Source organism: Amycolatopsis sulphurea (assembly GCF_002564045.1).
In the GTDB taxonomy this organism is placed as follows: Bacteria; Actinomycetota; Actinomycetes; order Mycobacteriales; family Pseudonocardiaceae; genus Amycolatopsis; species Amycolatopsis sulphurea.
Genome location: NZ_PDJK01000001.1, coordinates 250,481 through 269,150, shown reverse-complemented (window position 1 = coordinate 269,150; position 18,670 = coordinate 250,481). Strand labels below are relative to the sequence as shown.

Genomic DNA, 18,670 nt, shown 5'->3' with positions numbered 1-18,670 from the left:
CCTACATCCGGAAGACGCCGAAGCCACCTTCAGCGCCCTTCACTTGTCCATTGTGGATAACCGACAGGCTGAGCCCGAGCACCGTGCGGGTGTCGCGCGGGTCGATGATGCCGTCGTCGTAAAGCATTCCGGACAGGAACATCGGCATCGACTCCGCCTCGATCTGATTCTCCACCATGGCGCGCATTGCCGCGTCGTGGTCGTCGCTGTAGTCCTGGCCCCGGCTCGCGGCGGCCGCTCTGGCCACAATGGACAGGACACCGGCCAGCTGGGCCGGCCCCATTACCGCGGACTTCGCGCTCGGCCAAGCGAACAGGAACCGGGGATCGTAGGCCCGCCCGCACATCCCGTAATGGCCCGCACCATAGGAAGCGCCCATCAGCACGGACAAGTGCGGCACGCGCGAGTTGGACACCGCGTTGATCATCAGCGCTCCGTGCTTGATGATGCCGCGCTGCTCGTACTCCTTGCCGACCATGTAGCCGGTGGTGTTGTGCAGGAAGATCAGCGGGGTGTCGACCTGATTGGCCAGCTGGATGAACTGCGCGGCTTTCTGCGACTCCTCGTTGAACAGCACCCCGCGCGCGTTGGCGAGGATGCCCACCGGATACCCGTGGATGCTCGCCCAGCCGGTCACCAGGCTCGCCCCGTAGAGCGGCTTGAACTCGTCGAAATCGGAGCCGTCCACCACGCGGGCGACGACCTCACGCGGGTCGAACGGGATCTTCAGGTCGGCGGGCAGGATGCCGAGCAGGTCCTCGGCGTCGAACCGCGGCTCGGCGTATCCGCTCTTCGGCGCCGGTCCCTGCTTGCGCCAGTTCAGCCGCTTGACGATGCTGCGGCCGAGACGGATCGCGTCCGGTTCGTCGGCCGCCAGATAGTCGGCGAGACCCGAGGTGCGGGCGTGCATTTCCGCGCCGCCGAGGGATTCGTCGTCGGACTCCTCCCCCGTGGCCATCTTCACCAGCGGCGGGCCGCCGAGGAACACCTTCGCGCGTTCCTTGACCATCACCACGTAGTCCGACATGCCGGGCAGGTACGCCCCACCCGCGGTGGAGTTGCCGAAGACCAGCGCGATGGTCGGCACCTTCGCTGCCGAGGACCGGGTGAGATCACGGAAGATCCGGCCGCCCGGAATGAAGATCTCCTTCTGGGTCGGCAGATCCGCACCGCCGGACTCCACCAGGTTGATCACCGGCAGCCGGTTCTGCGCGGCGATGTCGGCCGCACGGAAGGACTTCTTCGTGGTCAACGGGTTGCTCGCGCCGCCCTTGACGGTGGGATCACTGGCCGAGATCAGGCACTCGACGCCCTCCACCACCCCGATCCCGGTGATCAAGCCGGCGCCCACCCGGTAGTCCGATCCCCACGCGGCCAGCGGGGACAGCTCCAGGAACGGCGAATCCTCGTCCAACAGCAGCTCGATCCGTTCGCGGGCGAGCAGCTTGCCCCGTTTGCGGTGGCGCGCCACGTACTTCTCGCCGCCACCGGCCACGGCTTTGGCGTGCTCGGCGTCGATCTCCGCGATCTTCTCCAGCATCGCCTCCCGGTTGGCGGAGAACTCTCCCGCCCGGGTGTCCACTGTGGAACTCAGGGTGGTCATGCGGTGTATCCCAGTCGCTTCGCGGCCAGACCGGTGAGGATCTCGGTTGTGCCACCGCCGATGCCGAGGATCCGCACGTCCCGGTAGTGTCGTTCCACTTCGGACTCACGCAGGTACCCGATCCCGCCGTGCAGCTGCACGGCTTCGTGCACCACCCACTCGGCTGCTTCGACGGCGGTGTTCTTGGCGAAACAGGCTTCGGCGATGACCTCTTCCCCGGCCACGTGCCGGATCGCCGTCTGCCGGGTATACGTGCGCGCGACGTCGATCTTGCGCGCCATCTCGGTGAGCTTGTGCTGCACGAGCTGCCGGGAGATCAGCGGACGGCCGAAGGTCTCCCGTATCCGGCACCATTCCAGCGTCAGGTCGAGCGAACGCTGGGCGTGTGCATAGGCCTGGACCGCAAGGGACAGCCGTTCGGTCACGAACTGCGTGGCCACCTGGGCGAACCCGCTGTTCTCAGCACCGACCAGATTCTCCACCGGCACCCGCGCGTCCACATAGGACAGATCAGCGGTGTCCGAAGCGGACCAGCCCATCTTCTCCAGCCTGCGCGAAACCGTGAACCCCGGCGTGCCCCGTTCCACGACCAGCAGCGAGATCCCGTGCGCGCCGGGCTCCCCGGTCCGCACCACTGTGGTCACGAAGTCCGCGCGGCAGCCCGAGGTGATGAACGTCTTGACCCCGTTGACCACGTATTCGTCGCCCTCGCGGACCGCGGTGGTGCGGATACCGGCGACGTCGGAGCCGCCGTCCGGTTCGGTCACCGCGAGCGCGCCGATCTTGTCCCCGGCCAGCGTCGGCCGCACCCAGCGTTCGATCTGCACCGGATCGCCCGCGGCGGCGAGGTGCGGCACGGCGATCCCGCAGGTGAACAACGAGGCGACGAGCCCGCCGGAACTCCCGGCGTAGTGCAGTTCCTCGGCCACGATGACGGCGTCGAGGTAGTCGCCGCCACCACCGCCCACCGCCTCGCCGAAGGCGACACCGAGCAACCCCAGCGCACCGGCTTTCCGATGCAGCTCACGGGGCAATTCCCCGGCACGTTCCCATTCGCCGAGGTGCGGCAGCACCTCCTTCTCCGTGAACCGGCGCACGGTCGCGCGCAGCTCCCGGCGTTCGGGCGTGCCGAACGGATCGAGGTTCACAGCAACTCCTCCGGTACGTCGAGTTCGCGCGCTCGCAGCCATTCGCCGAGGGCCTTCGCCTGCGGATCGAACCGAGCTTGCGAGGCCACGCCTTCGCCGAGAATCCCTTCCACCACGAAGTTCATCGCCCACAGGTTCGGCAGCAGGTGCCGGGTCACCGGCAGCGTTTCGGTCTCCGGCAGCAGCTTGCGGAACTCGGCCACGGTGAGCCGCCGCACCAGCCAGCGCCACGCGGCTTCCGAACGCACCCAGACGCCGAGGTTGGCGTTGCCACCCTTGTCCCCGCTGCGCGCGCCGGCCACCCGCCCCAGCGGTACCCGGCGCACCGAGCCTGCGGCCGGCAGCTCGGGCAGCGCCGGTTCGTCCACTTCGGACAGCGGACGGGTCTCCGCCGCCGGCGCAATGTCGACTCGCGACCCATCCGGCAGCACCGCCACGTGCGACACCTCGGCAGTGTCCACATAGGCCGCCGAGTAGACGCCGTACGGCGCGGCTTCCGAAGGCGGTGCGGTCACGTGGAAACCCGGGTAGCTGGCCAGCGCCAGCTCCACCGCGGCCGAGCTGAACGCGCGCCCGGCGACCTCGGGGTCGGCATCTTTCACCGCGACGTGCAGCAACGCGCTGGCCTGCTCCTCGGTCTCCGCGTCGGCGTGGTCGGTGCGCGCGAGCGTCCAGCGCAGCTCCGCCGGACGCCGGTTCGCCAGCGCCTCTTCCAGCTGATCCCGCACCAGTACGGCCTTTTCCTCGATGTCCAGTCCAGTGAGGACGAACGTGGTCTCGTTACGGTACCCGCCGAGCCGGTTGAGGCACACCTTCACCGTGGGCGGCGGCGCTTCCCCGCGCGCACCCGAGATCCGGACCCGGTCCGGGCCGTCCGCGGCGAGCGCGAGCGTGTCGAACCGGGCGGTCACATCGGGATTCGCGTAACGAGCGCCGGTGATCTCGTACAGCAGCTGCGCGGTGACCGTGCCGGTGTTCACCACTCCCCCGGTGCCCGGGTGCTTGGTGATCACGCTGGATCCGTCCGCGTGGATCTCCGCGATCGGGAAGCCCGGGATCCCGATCGGCTGCTCGCGGAAGAACGCGTAGTTTCCCCCCGTCGCCTGGGCCCCGCATTCGATCACGTGCCCCGCGGCGACCGCGCCGGCCAGCGCGTCGTAGTCCTCCCGCGCCCAGCCGAAGTGCGCCGCGGCCGGGCCGACGAGCACCGACGCGTCGGTCACCCGCCCGGTGACCACCACGTCCGCCCCCGCGTCCAGGCAGGCGGCGATCCCCCAGGCACCCAGATAAGCGTTGGCGGTCAACGGTTTCCCGAACCCGAGCCGCTCGGCCCGGGAGATCAGGTCGTCCCCCTCCACATGCGCGATCCGCACCTCGATACCGAGCTTGGCGGCCAGCTCCCGCACCGCCGCGGCGAGCCCGGCCGGGTTCAGCCCCCCCGCGTTCGCGACGATCCGCACGCCGTTGTCCTTGGCCAGCCCGAGGTTCTCCTCCATCTGGCGGAGGAACGTCCTGGCGTATCCGCGATCCGGGTCCTTCATCCGGTCGCGGCCGAGGATCAGCATGGTCAGCTCGGCGAGGTAGTCGCCGGTCAGCACGTCCAGCGGCCCGCCGGTGAGCATTTCGCGCACCGCGGAGAACCGGTCGCCGTAGAAGCCGGAAGCGTTGCCGATCCGCAATGCCGGGGCGTTCACACGAACTGCCCCGGTGCTCGCCCGGCCCCGGGCGGCCCGGCGAACGCCTGCGCGATACCGAGCCACTCCCGCACTTGGCCGCCGGTGGCGACGAGGTCGGTGTCGTCGGGATGCCGCCGTTGGGTGACCACCAGGCAGAAATCGAGGGCGCTGCCGGTCAGCCGTCCTTCGGCGTCCTCCGGGCCGAACGCCCAGGTGACGCCGTCCGGCGCGGCCAGCTCCACGCGGAATTGCCCGGGCGGTGGCGCGAGCGAGTGCAGCTTGTAGGCGAAATCGCGAGTGCGCGTACCGAACCGGGCGATGTGCCACAGCCGCCCGCTGGGCTCGCGGACGACCCCGAGCGCGTCGGCGAGATCCTGCCCGTGCGCCCAGGTCTCCATCATCCGCGCGGTGGCCATCGAAGCCGCGCTCATCGGCGGCCCGTACCAGGGCAGTTTCGCCCCCTCCGGAACCGCGGCGAGCGCCTCCGCAAGCTCGGCCCGGCCGGCCCGCCACCGCGCGAGCAGCTGCTCCGGCGGCTCCGCCGCGCCCTCGGCCGCCCCGCGATCCGCATACGCCTCACCGATCCTGAGCAGGTTCTCCACCTCGGCCTGCCACCGCCGCGGCCGGCGCGCCGCGATCAGCGCCTTCCCGTCGGTCCAGGCCAGATGCGCGATCTGATGCGCCACGGTCCACCCCGGCGCCGGGGTCGGCCGGGCCCATCCCGCCTCGTCCAGCCCCGCCACGAGCGCGTCCGCCACCTGCGATTCGGCCGCCAGATCCCCGAGGATCACGGCGAGATCAGCCATCCCTGCGCCTCCCTGCGTCCGCGGATGCCCCACCCGCCGACCAGCGTGGACCCCGGTGCCGAAAAAATCAAGCTCGTGTGATTGTTTCTCGCCCGGGGCCGTGCGGCAGCGGTTCGACCGGGCGGGCCTCCGGTTCAACCAAGGACACAAGGACGGGCACCTGCCCCGCCGCCAGCGAATCGCCTTCGCCGAGTGTGGGTACTTTCTTGGCGGAGAATTAGCGTACGTGTACGGCAAAAACGCCGACAGAGACACGAGCAAACACACTCACCCCACCGAGTGACACGTTGCCGGCGATCCGGCCAGGACCTACCGTCGGCACATGGGTTCGCACGCGAAGGTCGGACACCAGGTCACCGCCACGCCGGCACGAAACATCGGTGACCAAGGGGCTGCTGGCACTCTTTCCGGCGATTATCTTTTCGCCGCAACGATCCACCACCTGACAGAGCAAGTCCCGCACCGGATCCCCACCATGGGAGAACCGCTGATCGCCACGACGCGCGGAGCATCGGCAGACAACGGAGCCAGCGTCCCGGCCCCCCGAGAATGTCATTGCGCCACAATGGATTCCTGGCCTGGCTCCCCCGTCACCCGTCGTGACCTCGGCCCCGAAGACCTGCCCCTGCCACGACTCGCCGGACCAGGCATCGCGCGCGACTGGATGCGCAGCGATCAGGTCCTCAGCTCGGACAACGTCCTCCACGCCAGGTTCGCGCACACGTCCTCCCGCGCGGCGAAGCACTCCGGCCCGGAGAAGTGTTCCCGCGAGCCGGGCAAATGGCACAGGCCACCGTACGGACCGCGGTGACCGCCGTACCCGAGGCGGGAAGCGTGAGCGGCTACCCACCGGAGCCGTGGCGACTCACCGGCGACGCCTGTTTGTCGATGTGGCGACTGCCGGTCGACGACGTGCCCGGCCTGCCCGCGGGCGCGGAACCGATCCTCATCGCCGGGCATGCGTCCGTGTTCACCGCCTGGATCGACTACCGGCCGCCAGGGCAGCTGAGTTACCACGAACTGCTCTGCGCAGTCGCGGTACACGGCCGCGGACTCGCCGCGTCGATCACGCAGATCTGGGTCGACAGCGAGATATCACGGGACGGCGGGCGCGCACTCTGGGGCATCCCGAAAGACCTCGCCTCGTTCGGCTTCACCGGCGGGCGAACCTTCACGGCCGCCACCGGGATCACGACGGACACCGACACCGTGACCGCCACCAGCGCCGCGGCCACCGAAACTGCAACAGCCGACACTGGGACCCCCGACACCCCGGCCACCTACACCGCGACCGCCGACACTGCGGCGACCGCGACCGACGACCCAGCGCCAACCCACACCGTCTCCACCGCAGCAACCGGCACCGCAGCTCACACCCCGGCCGCTCGCACCGCGACCGCCGCCCCTGCAACCGGCTCCCCGACGAGTACCCCCACCGTGCCCACCGCAGCAACCGACGCTGCAGCGACCGACACGGCGGCCACCAACACCGCGACCACTGGTACTGCAGCAGCCGAGGGGACGACCGCCGACACCACAGCCACCGGAAAGGGCACCACCCACCCACCAACCACCGGCACGGACACCACCCGCACCACAACCGCCCACCCGGACACCACCCACACCACCGCCACCCACCCAGACACCACCCACACCACCGCCACCCACCCAGACACCACCCACACCACCGCCACCCACCCAGAGCCGACCCAGCCTGACCCCACCCACCCCGCGCCCACCGGCATCTGGATCGCCACCGCCGCGTTCACCCCCCGCGCCGGGCTGCCCTTCCCCCTGCCCGCCCGATTCGAGATCGCCCAGACTCTCGGCGGCCGCCTCACCCGTACACCGGTGCGGTGGCGAGCCCGGCCGTCACTCGCCGCGGCGGACTGGGCGGTCAACCCCGCCGGGCCGCTCGGTCACCTTGCCGGGAAGCGGCCCGTGGTCAGTGCCGTACTGCGCGGATTCACCCTCGAATTCGGTCCGCGCGAGGCCTCCACCAGCCGCTCTGAGTGACGACCTAACCCGCGAGGGTGAAGCCTCGACACGCCACCAGTTGGGGCACGTGCAGGTCCCAACCCCTACATGTAGTCTCTGAACACCGGCAGCCCCCAGCGACGGGGAGACCGCTTCGGGAGGGTCGCCGGGCAGATCTACGTAACCGCAGCGCACAGCCCCGCCGGGCCGTGCGCCGCTCGAACACGCCCTTTTCGGGTCGACTCTGTGGGAGACGCGCATGTCAGTGGAAACCGGTACGCGGCCGCCGGCGACGGCAGACCAGGCCCCGAACACCGTCCACGTGATCCGGCGGGACGGCAGTGTCTCGCCCTTCGACGCGGGCAAGATCTCGGTGGCACTGACCAAGGCCTTCCTCGCGGTCGAGGGGGGCGACGCCGCGGCGTCCTCGCGCGTGCACCATGTGGTCGCCGAGCTGACCGGGCAGGTGGAGGCCGGGCTGCTCCGGCACGCCGGGCCGGAGACCGCGCTGCACATCGAGCAGATCCAGGACCAGGTCGAACTAGCGCTGATGCGCGGGGAGCACCACAAGGTCGCCCGCGCCTACGTGCTCTACCGCGAGGAGCGCACGAAAGCCCGTGCGGCCGCCGCGCCCGCCCCGGCCGAGGCCGCGATCACCGTGAAGGGCGCCGACGGCACGGTCCGCCCGCTCGACTGGGCCCGGGTGGCGCACGTCGTCGGCGAGGCGGTGGCCGGGCTTGAGGACGTGTCCGCCGAGCCGGTGCTCGCCGAGGCGAAGCGCAACCTCTACGACGGCATCAGCACCGACGAGCTGGCGCTGGCGCAGATCATGGCCGCCCGGGTGCTCGTCGAGCAGGAGCCGAACTACTCCTACGTCAGCGCCCGGCTGCTGCTGGACAAGCTGCGCGGCGAGGCGCTCGGCTACCTGGCCGGCGCCCCGCGCCTGGCCAGCCAGGACGAGATGGCCCGCGAGTACCCCGCGTACTTCCGCGCCTACCTGCGCCGCGCGGTCGAGCTGGAGCTGGTCGACGGCGAACTGCTCGGCTTCGACCTGGATCGGATCACCGCCGCCCTGCACGCCGAGCGGGACCTGGACTTCGGCTTCCTCGGCCTGCAGACGCTCTACGACCGGTACTTCCAGCACCACAACGGCGTCCGCTTCGAGCTGCCGCAGGCGTTCTTCATGCGCGTCGCGATGGGCCTGGCGATCCGCGAGGACGACCGGGAAGCTCGGGCGATCGAGTTCTACGAGCTGCTCTCCACGTTCCACTTCATGGCCTCGACGCCGACGCTGTTCAACTCGGGCACCACCCGTGCCCAGCTCTCGTCCTGTTTCCTGACCACAGTGGACGATGACCTGGACTCGATCTTCCAGGCGTACAAGAACAACGCGCTGCTGGCCAAGTACTCCGGCGGGCTCGGCAACGACTGGACCCCGGTCCGCGGCCTCGGCGCGCACATCAAGGGCACCAACGGCCAGTCCCAGGGCGTGGTGCCGTTCCTGAAGATCGCCAACGACACCGCGGTCGCGGTGAACCAGGGCGGCAAGCGCAAGGGCGCGGCCTGCGCCTATCTGGAGACCTGGCACGTCGACATCGAGGAATTCCTCGATCTGCGCAAGAACACCGGCGACGACCGCCGCCGCACGCACGACATGAATACCGCCAACTGGGTGCCCGACGAGTTCCTGCGCCGGGTCGAGGCGGACGCGCAATGGACGCTGTTCTCCCCGAACGAGACCCCGGACCTGCACGACCTGTTCGGCACCGCGTTCGCCGAGCGCTACCGCGAGTACGAGGCGGCCGCCGAACGCGGGGAGATCAAGGTGTTCCGGCGCGTGCGCGCGGTGGAACTGTGGCGGCGCATGCTGACCATGCTGTTCGAGACGGGGCACCCGTGGATCACCTTCAAGGACCCGTGCAACCTGCGCTCGCCGCAGCAGCACATCGGCGTGGTGCACTCGTCCAACCTGTGCACCGAGATCACGCTGAACACCAACAGTGAAGAGGTCGCGGTCTGCAACCTCGGCTCGGTGAACCTGCTCAAGCACGTCACACCGTCCGGTGTGGACACCGCGCGGCTGGAGCAGACCGTGCGCACCGCGGTCCGCATGCTGGACAACGTGATCGACATCAACTTCTACACGATCCCGGAGGCGCGCCGATCCAACCTGCGCCACCGGCCGATCGGGCTGGGGCTGATGGGCTTCCAGGACGCGCTGTTCGAGATCGGCGTGCCGCTGTCCTCGGACGCCGCGGTGCGGTTCGCCGACGAGAGCATGGAGCACCTCTCCTACTACGCGATCTCGGCCTCCACCGACCTCGCCCAGGAACGCGGCCGCTACCAGTCGTTCGAGGGTTCGCTGTGGAGCCGCGGCATCCTGCCGATCGACTCGCTGCAGCTGCTGATCGACGCCCGCCAGGGCGACGCGCTCGACGTGGACACCTCGTCCACTTTGGACTGGGCGCCGCTGCGCGAGCGGGTGAAGACGGTCGGCATGCGCAACTCCAACGTGATGGCGATCGCGCCGACCGCGACGATCTCCAACATCTGCGGGGTGGGCCAGTCGATCGAGCCGCTGTTCCAGAACCTGTACGTGAAGTCGAACATGTCCGGGGACTTCACCGTGGTGAACCCGCACCTGGTGCGCTCGCTCAAGGCGCGCGGGCTGTGGGACGAGGTCATGGTCAGCGACCTCAAGTACTTCGACGGCAGCCTCGGCCAGATCGACCGCGTGCCGGACGACCTCAAGGCGCTGTACGCGACCGCGTTCGAGATCGAGTCGAAGTGGCTGGTGGACGCGGGTTCGCGGCGCCAGAAGTGGATCGACCAGGCACAATCGCTGAACCTCTACATCGACGCGCCGAGCGGACGCAAGCTCGATGAGCTGTACCGCTACGCCTGGCACAAGGGGCTCAAGACCACGTACTACCTGCGGGCCCGCTCGGCCACGCACGTGGAGAAGAGCACCCTGCGCGGCACCGACGGCAAGCTGAACGCGGTGTCGGCCACCCCCGCCGCTGCCGCCCCCGCCGCAAGCCCGGCAGCGGCCCCGTCGGCCGGTCCCGCTCCGTCTGCCGGTCTAGCCCCGTCGGCCGGTCCCGCCCCGGCCTCTTCGCCGTCGGCCGCCCCGGCCCCGGCGCCGTCTCCTTCGCCGAGCCCGGCTCCGTCGCCCAGCCCTGCCGCCGCGGTCCCGGCCACCCCGCCCGCCGCGCAGCCGGAATCGAAGGAGCTGCCGAAGGTGGACGACGTGGACTTCGTCGCCACCGAAGGCGCCGCCTGCCGTATCGACGACCCCGACTGCGAAGCCTGCCAGTAACCGCCCGACGAGCTGTGAAGGGCCCCTTCACGGACTCTGAGTCCGTGAAGGGGCCCTTCACAGCCCTGAACCTTGAGGTGAGTGGACTATGACCAACGTGGAGAGCACGGACGCGACCGGGCTCGGCCGGATCGAGGTCGGCGCGGGCCGGATCGACGTCGACGACAAGCGGATGATCAACGCCCGCGCCGACGTGAACCAGCTGCTGCCGATGAAGTACCGCTGGGCCTGGGACAAGTACCTGGCCGGCTGCAACAACCACTGGATGCCGACCGAGGTCGCGATGCAGGCCGACATCGCGCTGTGGAAGTCCGCCGACGGCCTGACCGAGGACGAGCGGCAGATGCTCAAGCGCAACCTCGGCTTCTTCGCCACCGCGGAATCCTTGGTGGCCAACAACATCGTGCTCGCGGTGTACCGGCAGATCACCAACCCGGAGTGCCGCCAGTACCTGCTGCGCCAGGCCTTCGAGGAGGCCGTGCACACGCACACCTTCCAGTACATCTGCGAGAGCCTCGGCCTGGTCGAGGGCGAGCTGTTCAACATGTACCGCGAGGTACCGTCCATTTCGGACAAGGACGCCTGGGCGCTGAGGTACACCCAGCACCTGGAGGACCCGGACTTCGAGACCGGCACGCCGGAGGCGGACACCGCGTTCCTGCGCGACCTGGTGGCGTTCTACGTGATCTTCGAGGGCATGTGGTTCTACACCGGTTTCGCGCAGATCCTGTCGCTGGGCCGGCGGAACAAGATGGTCGGCATCGCCGAGCAGTACCAGTACATCCTGCGGGACGAGTCGATCCACCTGAACTTCGGCATCGACTGCATCAACCAGATCAAGATCGAGAACCCGCACCTGTGGACCGAGCAGTTCCAGGCCGAGGTCCGGCAGATGCTGACCGACGCCTGCGAGCTGGAGGTCGCCTACGCGCGCGACACCATGCCGCGGGGCATGCTGGGCCTCTCGGCGCAGCTGTGCGAGCAGTACATGCACTTCATCACCGACCGGCGCGCCCAGCAGATCGGGCTGGCGCCGATCTTCGGGGAGACCGAGAACCCGTTCCCGTGGATGTCGGAGGCGATGGACCTGAAGAAGGAGAAGAACTTCTTCGAGACCCGGGTCATCGAGTACCAGTCGGGCGGCGCGCTGGACTGGGACTGACCCCGCACTCATGATCCCGCACTCCGGGAATCGAGTGCGACTTGTGCCGTCCCCGGCCACGACCCGCTAGGCTCGGCCACGCCACTGGTTCGCCAGTACGTGGCCGAGCCTGTTTTCCGCGCGGCCGCGCACTGGGGAGGCAACAGGGAACCCGGTGCGAATCCGGGACTGCCCCGCAGCGGTATGTGGGAACGACAGCCGTCACCGCGAGAGCGGTACAGCACTGGGCGCGAGCCCGGGAAGCGACGGCCGGTAGGCACGAGCGGTATGCCCACGAGTCCGAAGACCTGCCCGTGGCACGCGCGCCGAAGGCGTGCGTGAGTCCGGGCCTCGTGGGACAAGGCACGACCGAAGCACGGCTCTCGCGTGCCCGGGCTCATCCGGCGAGCACGTGAGGATGCATTGCTGTGAACACACCGGGCACCCTGAACACCCTGGGCACCACGGTCCTCGGTCATCCGAGGATCGGGCCGGACCGGGAGCTCAAGCGAGCGCTGGAGGCCTACTGGGCGGGCAAGGTCACCGAGACCGGCCTGCTGGAGACCGGGCGGAGGCTGCGCGAGCGGACCTGGACCGCTCTGCGCGACACCGGTCTCGGCTCGATCCCGTCGAGCACTTTCTCCCACTACGATCAGGTGCTCGACGTCGCCGCGCTGTTCGGCGCGCTGCCCGGGCGTTTCACCCGGCTGGGCCTTTCCCCGCTGGACACCTACTTCGCCGCCGCCCGCGGGGTGCCGGACGCGCCCGCGCTGGAGATGACCAAGTGGTTCGACACGAACTACCACTACCTCGTCCCGGAACTCGGCCCGGACAGCCGGTTCACGCTGACCGGCACCGCCCCGCTCGACGAGGTCCGCGAAGCGAAGGCGCTGGGCATCACCCCGCGGCCGGTGCTGGTCGGACCGGTCACCTTCCTGTTGCTGGCCAAGGCGGACACCCCCGGGTTCGAGCCGATCGAACTGCTCGACGAGCTGCTGCCCGCCTACGTCGAGCTGCTGCGCCGCCTGCGGGCCGAGGGCGTGGAGTGGGTACAGCTGGACGAACCGGCGTTCGCCGCCGACCGGAGCACCGCCGAGCTGAACGCGCTCACCCGCGCCTACCACGTGCTGGCGAAGGAGACCGAACGGCCGAAGCTGCTGGTCGCCGGATACTTCGGCAAATTGGGCCGGGCGCTGGGTGTCCTCGCCCGCTCCCCGATCGAGGCGCTGGCCGTCGACCTGGTCACCGACGAGTCCTTTGTGGACGATGTGGCGGCGGAAGGCGCGCTGCGCGACAAGGAAATCCTCGCCGGGGTCGTGGACGGGCGCAATGTGTGGCGCACCGATCCGGACCGCGCGCTCGCGTGCGCGCGGCGACTGGCCGGCACCGCTGCCCGGGTCAGCGTGAGCACCTCGTGTTCGCTGCTGCACGTGCCCTACGACGTGACCGCGGAGACGCGGCTCGAACCGCGGCTGCAGAGCTGGCTCGCGTTCGCGCGGCAGAAGGTCGACGAGGTGGTGCTGCTCGGCCGTGCGCTCGACGGCGAGGACGTGGACCTCGCCCCGGCGCGCGCCGCGGTGGCCGATCGCGCCGGCGCCACCGAGCTGACCGACCCGGCGGTCCGCGGCAGGCTCGCCGGGCTGACCGAAGCGGACGCCGTCCGCCCGCCGTACGCGCAGCGTGCCGCCGCCCAGTCGGCCGCGTTGGACCTGCCGGATCTGCCGACCACGACCATCGGTTCCTTCCCACAGACCGGCGACGTGCGCCGCGCCCGCGCCGCGCACCGGGCGGGCAAGCTCGGCGCCGAGGAGTACCGGGGCGCCATGCGCGCGGAGATCGAACGCGTGGTCCGGCTGCAAGAAGACCTCGGCCTGGACGTGCTCGTGCACGGCGAGCCGGAGCGCAACGACATGGTGCAGTACTTCGCCGAGCAGCTGGCCGGGTTCGCGGCCACCGAGCACGGCTGGGTGCAGTCCTACGGTTCGCGCTGCGTGCGCCCGCCGATCCTGTTCGGCGACGTCTCGCGGCCGGAGCCGATGACCGTCGAGTGGGCGCGGTATGCCCAGAGCCTCACCAGCCGCCCGGTGAAGGGCATGCTGACCGGTCCGGTGACCATCCTGGCCTGGTCGTTCGTCCGCGACGACCAGCCGCTCGGCGACACCGCGCGGCAGGTCGCGCTGGCCATCCGCGACGAGGTGGCCGATCTGGAGGCGGCTGGCATCCGCGTCATCCAGGTCGACGAGCCGGCGCTGCGGGAGCTGCTGCCCCTGCGAACGGCCGCGCACGACGCGTACTTCGCCTGGGCGGTGCACGCGTTCCGGCTGGCCACCTCCGGCGTCGAGGACCGCACACAGATCCACACGCACATGTGCTACTCCGAATTCGGCGAGGTGCTGCCCGCGATCGACGCGCTGGAGGCCGACGTGACCAGCATCGAGGCCGCCCGGTCGAAAATGGAGGTGCTGGCCGACCTGACCTCCGCCGGATTCGCCCGCGGCGTCGGGCCCGGTGTCTACGACATCCACTCGCCGCGGGTCCCGGACTCCGGTGAGGTGACCGGCCTGGTCCGCACCGCACTGGCCGCGGTGCCCGCCGATCGCCTGTGGGTCAACCCGGACTGCGGACTGAAGACCCGCGGTTACGCCGAGGTGGAACCCGCACTGCGCCACCTGGTCGGCGCGGCCCGTCAGCTCCGCGGCGAACCCCGCTGAGCCCCGGCCGCTGACCAGTAAAGGCTGTGAAGGGGCCCTTCACGGACTCTGAGTCCGTGAAGGGCCCCTTCACAGCCCTCCAGCCGCCGCTCCGGCTGGTCGGTCTCACCCGGACGGGCCACAGCGCAAACGTTGTCACCGGGTCAACAGCAGCGCACCCTGGGAACTGTCCAAGATCCCCAAGCCTGGAGGTGGTCGGCGATGGCCGGTACGGCAGCCCGGATCGCGGCGTTGCGGGAGCGGGTGCCGCCGTTGACCGCGGTTCCGTTGCCGCGGGCCGTGGACGAGCGATGGCTCGGGGCGCGGTTTCCGGTGCGGGCGCTGGCCGAGCCACCGTCCGGGAGCGGGCTGGCGCCGGTGCTCGGCGACGACGGGCCGCCGGTGGTCGGGCACGCGCCGGACATGATGCGGTTCGGGCTCGAATTCACCATGCGCCGGTTCGCGCAGTACGGGCCGGTGTACTGGACCGGCGCGTTCGGCCGCCGGATCGTGTCGCTGTCCGGGCCGGAGGCCACCCGGATCGCGCTGGTGAACAAGGACAAGGCGTTCTCGCAGGAGGGCTGGAACTTCTTCATCGAGCGCTTCTTCGACCGCGGGCTGATGCTGCTGGACTTCGGCGAGCATCGCCTGCACCGCCGGATCATGCAGGAGGCCTTCACCCGCGAACGGCTGGCCGGCTACGTCACGCAGATGGGCCCGCCGCTGCGCGAGGGCGTCCGCGCCTGGGGCGCCGGCGGGCCGCGGCTGTACTGGGCGCTCAAACAACTCACCCTTGACGTGGCGACCAGGGTGTTCATGGGGCTGCCGGCCGAAACCGGCGGATTCGGCGCGGGGCGGATCAACCGCGCGTTCGTGAGCGCGGTGCGAGCCGGGACGGCGATCGTGCGTTATCCGGTGCCGGGTGGCCGCTGGGCGGCGGGCCTGCGCGGGCGGCGGCTGCTGGAGAACTACTTCGGCGCGAGCCTGCCCGCGAAACGCGCGACGGACGGCGACGACCTGTTCTCCGCGCTCTGCCAGGCCACCACCGAGGACGGCGACCGGTTCGGCGACGCGGACATCGTCAACCACATGATCTTCCTGATGATGGCCGCCCACGACACCACCACCATCACCAGCAGCGCGATGGCCTACTACCTGGCGAAGTACCCGGAGTGGCAGGAGCGCGCCCGCGCGGAATCACTGCGGCTGGGCGACGGACTGCCCGACATCGAAGCGCTGGAGAGCCTGGAAACGCTGGATCTGGTGATGAAGGAGGCGCTGCGGCTGCGCGCGCCCGTGCCCTCGCTGGCCCGGATGACCACGAAGGACACCGAGGTACTCGGCCACTACCTGCCCGCGGGCGCGCTGGTCGCGGTTTCCCCGACCGTCAACCACTTCTCCCCCGAATGCTGGACCGACCCGCTGCGGTTCGACCCGCTGCGCTTCGGCCCGGACCGCCGGGAGGACAAAACGCACCGCTTCGCCTGGATGCCGTTCGGCGGCGGGGCGCACAAGTGCATCGGGCTGCAGTTCGGCGGCCTGGAGGTGAAGGCGCTGCTGCACGAGATGCTGCGCACCTACCGCTGGTCGGTGCCCGCGGGCTACACGCCGAAATGGGACTACGTCTCGCTTCCGGTGCCCACCGACGGGCTCCCGGTGCAGCTGACCTACCGGTGACCTCAGCCGCGAGCGGCGAGCACCAGGGCGAGGGAAATGGCCGGAACCAGCCCCACCATCGAGCACTCTTGGTAACGTCCCGTCACCAATTGTACGGATCGCTTCACTCGTTCAGCCGGTAGACAGTTCATTCCACCCGTGATGCCGTGGCATCATTCGCGGCCAACTCGTACCTAGCGTGGGTCCCCCGATTCCCGGCACTGGGTCTGAGCTGGTCATTGTCCGCGTCCGAAGAGGTGGAGTGTGGCCGAACCCGGTGCCGCGCCAGGCTGGGCCGGTGTCGCACGCAAGTACGCGGCCACGCTCGCTGACACCAACGGAGTAGCGCTGCCCACCGGCGAACTGGAGCGGCTGCTGCTCGCCTTCGCGGACGAGGTCGCCGACTCGCTACCGCCGCCGGACGAGGGTGCGCTGCTGCGGTTCGCCGCACTGTTCGGCGCCGCCCCGATCGGGATCGCGCTCGCCGACCGGTCCGGCGTGGTCGTGGAGGCGAACGCGGCGCTGGCGAAGCTGCTCGGCGGGACCGCCGAGAGCCTGGTCGGCCGGCATCTCGCGGAGCTGGCCGCCACCCCGCAGGACACCGGCAGGCTGCGCGCCGGGCTGGCCCGGATCCTCGAGGAGGGCGACGACCGGCGGACCGTCCGCGGCGTGCATCTGGACCACCGCGTGGACGGCGGGCTGATCACCAACGTCACGCTCGCCGCGGTCCCCGGGGACACGCCGGGCAGCCGGTTCCCGATGCTGATGGCCGCCGACGCGGACGACCTGCACCTGCTCGGCGAGCGGCTGCTGCACCAGAACCTGCACGATCCGCTCACCGGCCTGCCCAACACCGCGGCGTTCACCGCCCGGCTCGAATTCTCCCTCGCCTCGGCGGGCGAGTCCGAGATCGCGTTGATCTACCTGGATCTCGACGGATTCCGGGTGATCAACGACGGGCTCGGCACCGGCGTGGCCGATCAGGTGCTGAAGAAGGTGGCACGCAAGCTCAAGGCGGTGTTCGACGGACCGCACGAGGGTTACGAGGGGTATCTGGCCCGGCTGTCCGGCGACGGGTTCGGGGCGGTGCTGCGCGGCCCGCAACTGACCCAGCAGCACGCGGTCACGCTGGTGGATCGCGCGCTGCTCGATCTGCAGGAGCCGGAGTACCTCGACGGCGAGGGTATCGGGGTGAGCGCCAGCGCGGGCATCGTGGTGCGCTCGGCCGCCGGGGACGGGCACATCGAGATGCTGCGCGCCGCGGAACTCGCGCTGCACCGGGCCAAGGAAGCGGGCAAGGCGCAGTGGATGCTGTTCGACCCGCACCAGGACGCCCGCGACCGCGGCCGGTACCGGCTGGGCGCGGTGATCGCGGGCGCGCTGGAGAACGGCGAGTTCTCGCTGATCTACCAGCCGACCGTGAAACTGGCCGCGCAGGACCAGATCGCCGCGGTGAACGCCGGGCTGCGCTGGCGCCACCCGGAGAAGGGCGAGCTGGACTCGGCCGAGTTCTACCCGCTCGCGCAGACCACCGGGATGACCGTCCCGCTCGGGCGGTGGCTGCTGGCCGAATCCCTGGCCGCCACCGCACGCTGGCGCGACCGCTACGGCGACGCCGCCCCGGACGTGTGCATCCGGCTGCCGAAGCGGCTGGCCATCGACCCCGATCTGGTAATGCTGGTGAAGGAGCAGCTCGACCGGCACGCACTGCCCGCGCGGGCGTTGCGGCTGTGCACCGACCGGGAGTCCCTGTTCGACGAGACGGGCGAGGTGCTGGACTCCTTCTCCGTACTCGCCGACCTGGGTGCGCAACTGGTCCTGACCATCGAAGGTTCGTCCGATCTGGAGCTGATCCCCCGCTTCGGCCTGCCGGTGCGGCACGTGATCCTCAGCGGCGCGGTGATCGAAGCACTCGCCGACGAGCCGGCCGAGGCCGACGTGCGCCATCTCGGCCAGCTGGTCGTCCGGGCGAAGGAACTGGGCCTGCGGATCGGCGCGGAGGGCGTGCGCACCGCCCGGCACGCGCACCGGCTGCGGGAACTGGGCGTACTGGCCGCCCGCGGCTCCTTCGTCGCCGACTCGGCCACCGGCGACGAAGTGGACGAAATGATCGAACGACACGCACGCTGACGGTGGCCGCTGGTGGGCGGCCGTGCCGGCTTGGGCGAGCGGCCGCTGCTGGGCCGGGCGTGCGGCCTCGCTGGGCCGGGTAGGCGGTTTTGCCAGGTGAGTAGGCGGTTTTGCCGGGACCGGGTGGACGACATTGCGGGCTTGAACGAGGGGGCGCCGGGCCGGGTGAGCGCTGAGCCGATTCGGGTGCGGCTTTACCCGGGCCGAGTGCGCGACTCTGGCAGCTTCAGCAAGCGGCCTTCCGGGCCAGGTGGACGGGCGGCCTGGCCAGCTTAAGCAAGGACCGCCGCCCGCGTGCACCTCAACGTGGGCAAGACGAGGTGCTACGCGAGCAGAGCGATAAGTCCGGCGTCGCCGCCCCTCCAAGGCGATCCCGACTACAGCGCCGATGATCACCTGCGCAGCCGGGTGGTCCTTCAGCTCGACCCGAGACCAGCAGACCCACGCCACAGGAAGGTCACTGCCGACGACCGCACTCGTCACTCGGCATTCGTTTTCCCCAATTAGCGTACACGTACGCTAAT

General features: G+C 70.1%; 10 protein-coding genes and 1 riboswitch. Of the genes, 6 read left to right on the top strand and 4 right to left on the bottom strand.

All coding sequences use genetic code 11. From position 1 onward, the window contains the following. Position 1: 1 nt before the first annotated feature. From ATK36_RS01230 to ATK36_RS01215, 4 genes are read right to left on the bottom strand one after another with little or no spacing between them, the layout of a single operon-like run. Complete coding sequence (locus ATK36_RS01230; protein WP_170069536.1) at positions 2–1,603, bottom strand: acyl-CoA carboxylase subunit beta; 1,602 nt, start codon at positions 1,601–1,603, stop codon at positions 2–4. Further along, on the bottom strand, positions 1,600–2,793 hold the full coding sequence (locus ATK36_RS01225; protein ID WP_098509445.1) for an acyl-CoA dehydrogenase family protein: 1,194 nt from the start codon (positions 2,791–2,793) through the stop codon (positions 1,600–1,602). Before ATK36_RS01225 ends, ATK36_RS01230 begins: the two co-directional genes overlap by 4 nt. Beyond that, positions 2,748–4,445, bottom strand: a complete 1,698-nt coding sequence (locus ATK36_RS01220; protein ID WP_170069535.1) for an acyclic terpene utilization AtuA family protein — start codon at positions 4,443–4,445, stop codon at positions 2,748–2,750. The genes ATK36_RS01225 and ATK36_RS01220 overlap by 46 nt, the downstream gene beginning before the upstream one ends. Beyond that, the gene (locus ATK36_RS01215; RefSeq protein WP_098509444.1) at positions 4,442–5,233 is read right to left on the bottom strand and encodes a TIGR03084 family metal-binding protein; all 792 of its coding nucleotides are present in this window, start codon (positions 5,231–5,233) and stop codon (positions 4,442–4,444) included. Before ATK36_RS01215 ends, ATK36_RS01220 begins: the two co-directional genes overlap by 4 nt. 834 nt (positions 5,234–6,067) lie before the next feature. Between ATK36_RS01215 and ATK36_RS34115 the strand changes: the two genes are divergently transcribed. The 6 genes from ATK36_RS34115 (at position 6,068) to ATK36_RS01180 (ending at position 18,146) form a co-directional block, all read left to right on the top strand. Beyond that, positions 6,068–7,249 carry an acetoacetate decarboxylase family protein gene (locus ATK36_RS34115; RefSeq protein WP_281258982.1) on the top strand — a complete coding sequence of 394 codons (1,182 nt, stop codon included), beginning with the start codon at positions 6,068–6,070 and terminating at the stop codon, positions 7,247–7,249. Between the two features lie 220 nt (positions 7,250–7,469). After that, entirely contained in the window at positions 7,470–10,529 is a 3,060-nt protein-coding gene (locus ATK36_RS01200) for a ribonucleoside-diphosphate reductase subunit alpha (protein ID WP_098509443.1), read from the top strand. A gap of 88 nt (positions 10,530–10,617) precedes the next feature. Next, complete coding sequence (locus ATK36_RS01195; protein ID WP_098509442.1) at positions 10,618–11,691, top strand: ribonucleotide-diphosphate reductase subunit beta; 1,074 nt, start codon at positions 10,618–10,620, stop codon at positions 11,689–11,691. A 111-nt stretch (positions 11,692–11,802) separates the two neighbouring features. After that, positions 11,803–11,982, top strand: a riboswitch (cobalamin riboswitch). A 134-nt stretch (positions 11,983–12,116) separates the two neighbouring features. After that, positions 12,117–14,381, top strand: a complete 2,265-nt coding sequence (gene metE / locus ATK36_RS01190; RefSeq protein ID WP_098510245.1) for a 5-methyltetrahydropteroyltriglutamate--homocysteine S-methyltransferase — start codon at positions 12,117–12,119, stop codon at positions 14,379–14,381. A 201-nt stretch (positions 14,382–14,582) separates the two neighbouring features. Continuing rightward, positions 14,583–16,037, top strand: coding sequence for a cytochrome P450 (locus ATK36_RS01185; protein WP_098509441.1), 1,455 nt, complete (start codon positions 14,583–14,585; stop codon positions 16,035–16,037). A gap of 243 nt (positions 16,038–16,280) precedes the next feature. After that, positions 16,281–18,146, top strand: coding sequence for an EAL domain-containing protein (locus ATK36_RS01180; protein ID WP_098509440.1), 1,866 nt, complete (start codon positions 16,281–16,283; stop codon positions 18,144–18,146). Positions 18,147–18,670: the final 524 nt, after the last annotated feature.

Excerpts from the sequence above, each read along its gene's own strand:
- ATK36_RS01230 (WP_170069536.1), bottom strand. The coding sequence starts at position 1,603 with ATGACCACCCTGAGTTCCACAGTGGACACCCGGGCGGGAGAGTTCTCC.
- ATK36_RS01225 (WP_098509445.1), bottom strand. The coding sequence starts at position 2,793 with ATGGCTGCGAGCGCGCGAACTCGACGTACCGGAGGAGTTGCTGTGAAC.
- ATK36_RS01215 (WP_098509444.1), bottom strand. The coding sequence starts at position 5,233 with ATGGCTGATCTCGCCGTGATCCTCGGGGATCTGGCGGCCGAATCGCAG.
- ATK36_RS01200 (WP_098509443.1), top strand. The coding sequence starts at position 7,470 with ATGTCAGTGGAAACCGGTACGCGGCCGCCGGCGACGGCAGACCAGGCC.
- ATK36_RS01195 (WP_098509442.1), top strand. The coding sequence starts at position 10,618 with ATGACCAACGTGGAGAGCACGGACGCGACCGGGCTCGGCCGGATCGAG.
- ATK36_RS01185 (WP_098509441.1), top strand. The coding sequence starts at position 14,583 with ATGGCCGGTACGGCAGCCCGGATCGCGGCGTTGCGGGAGCGGGTGCCG.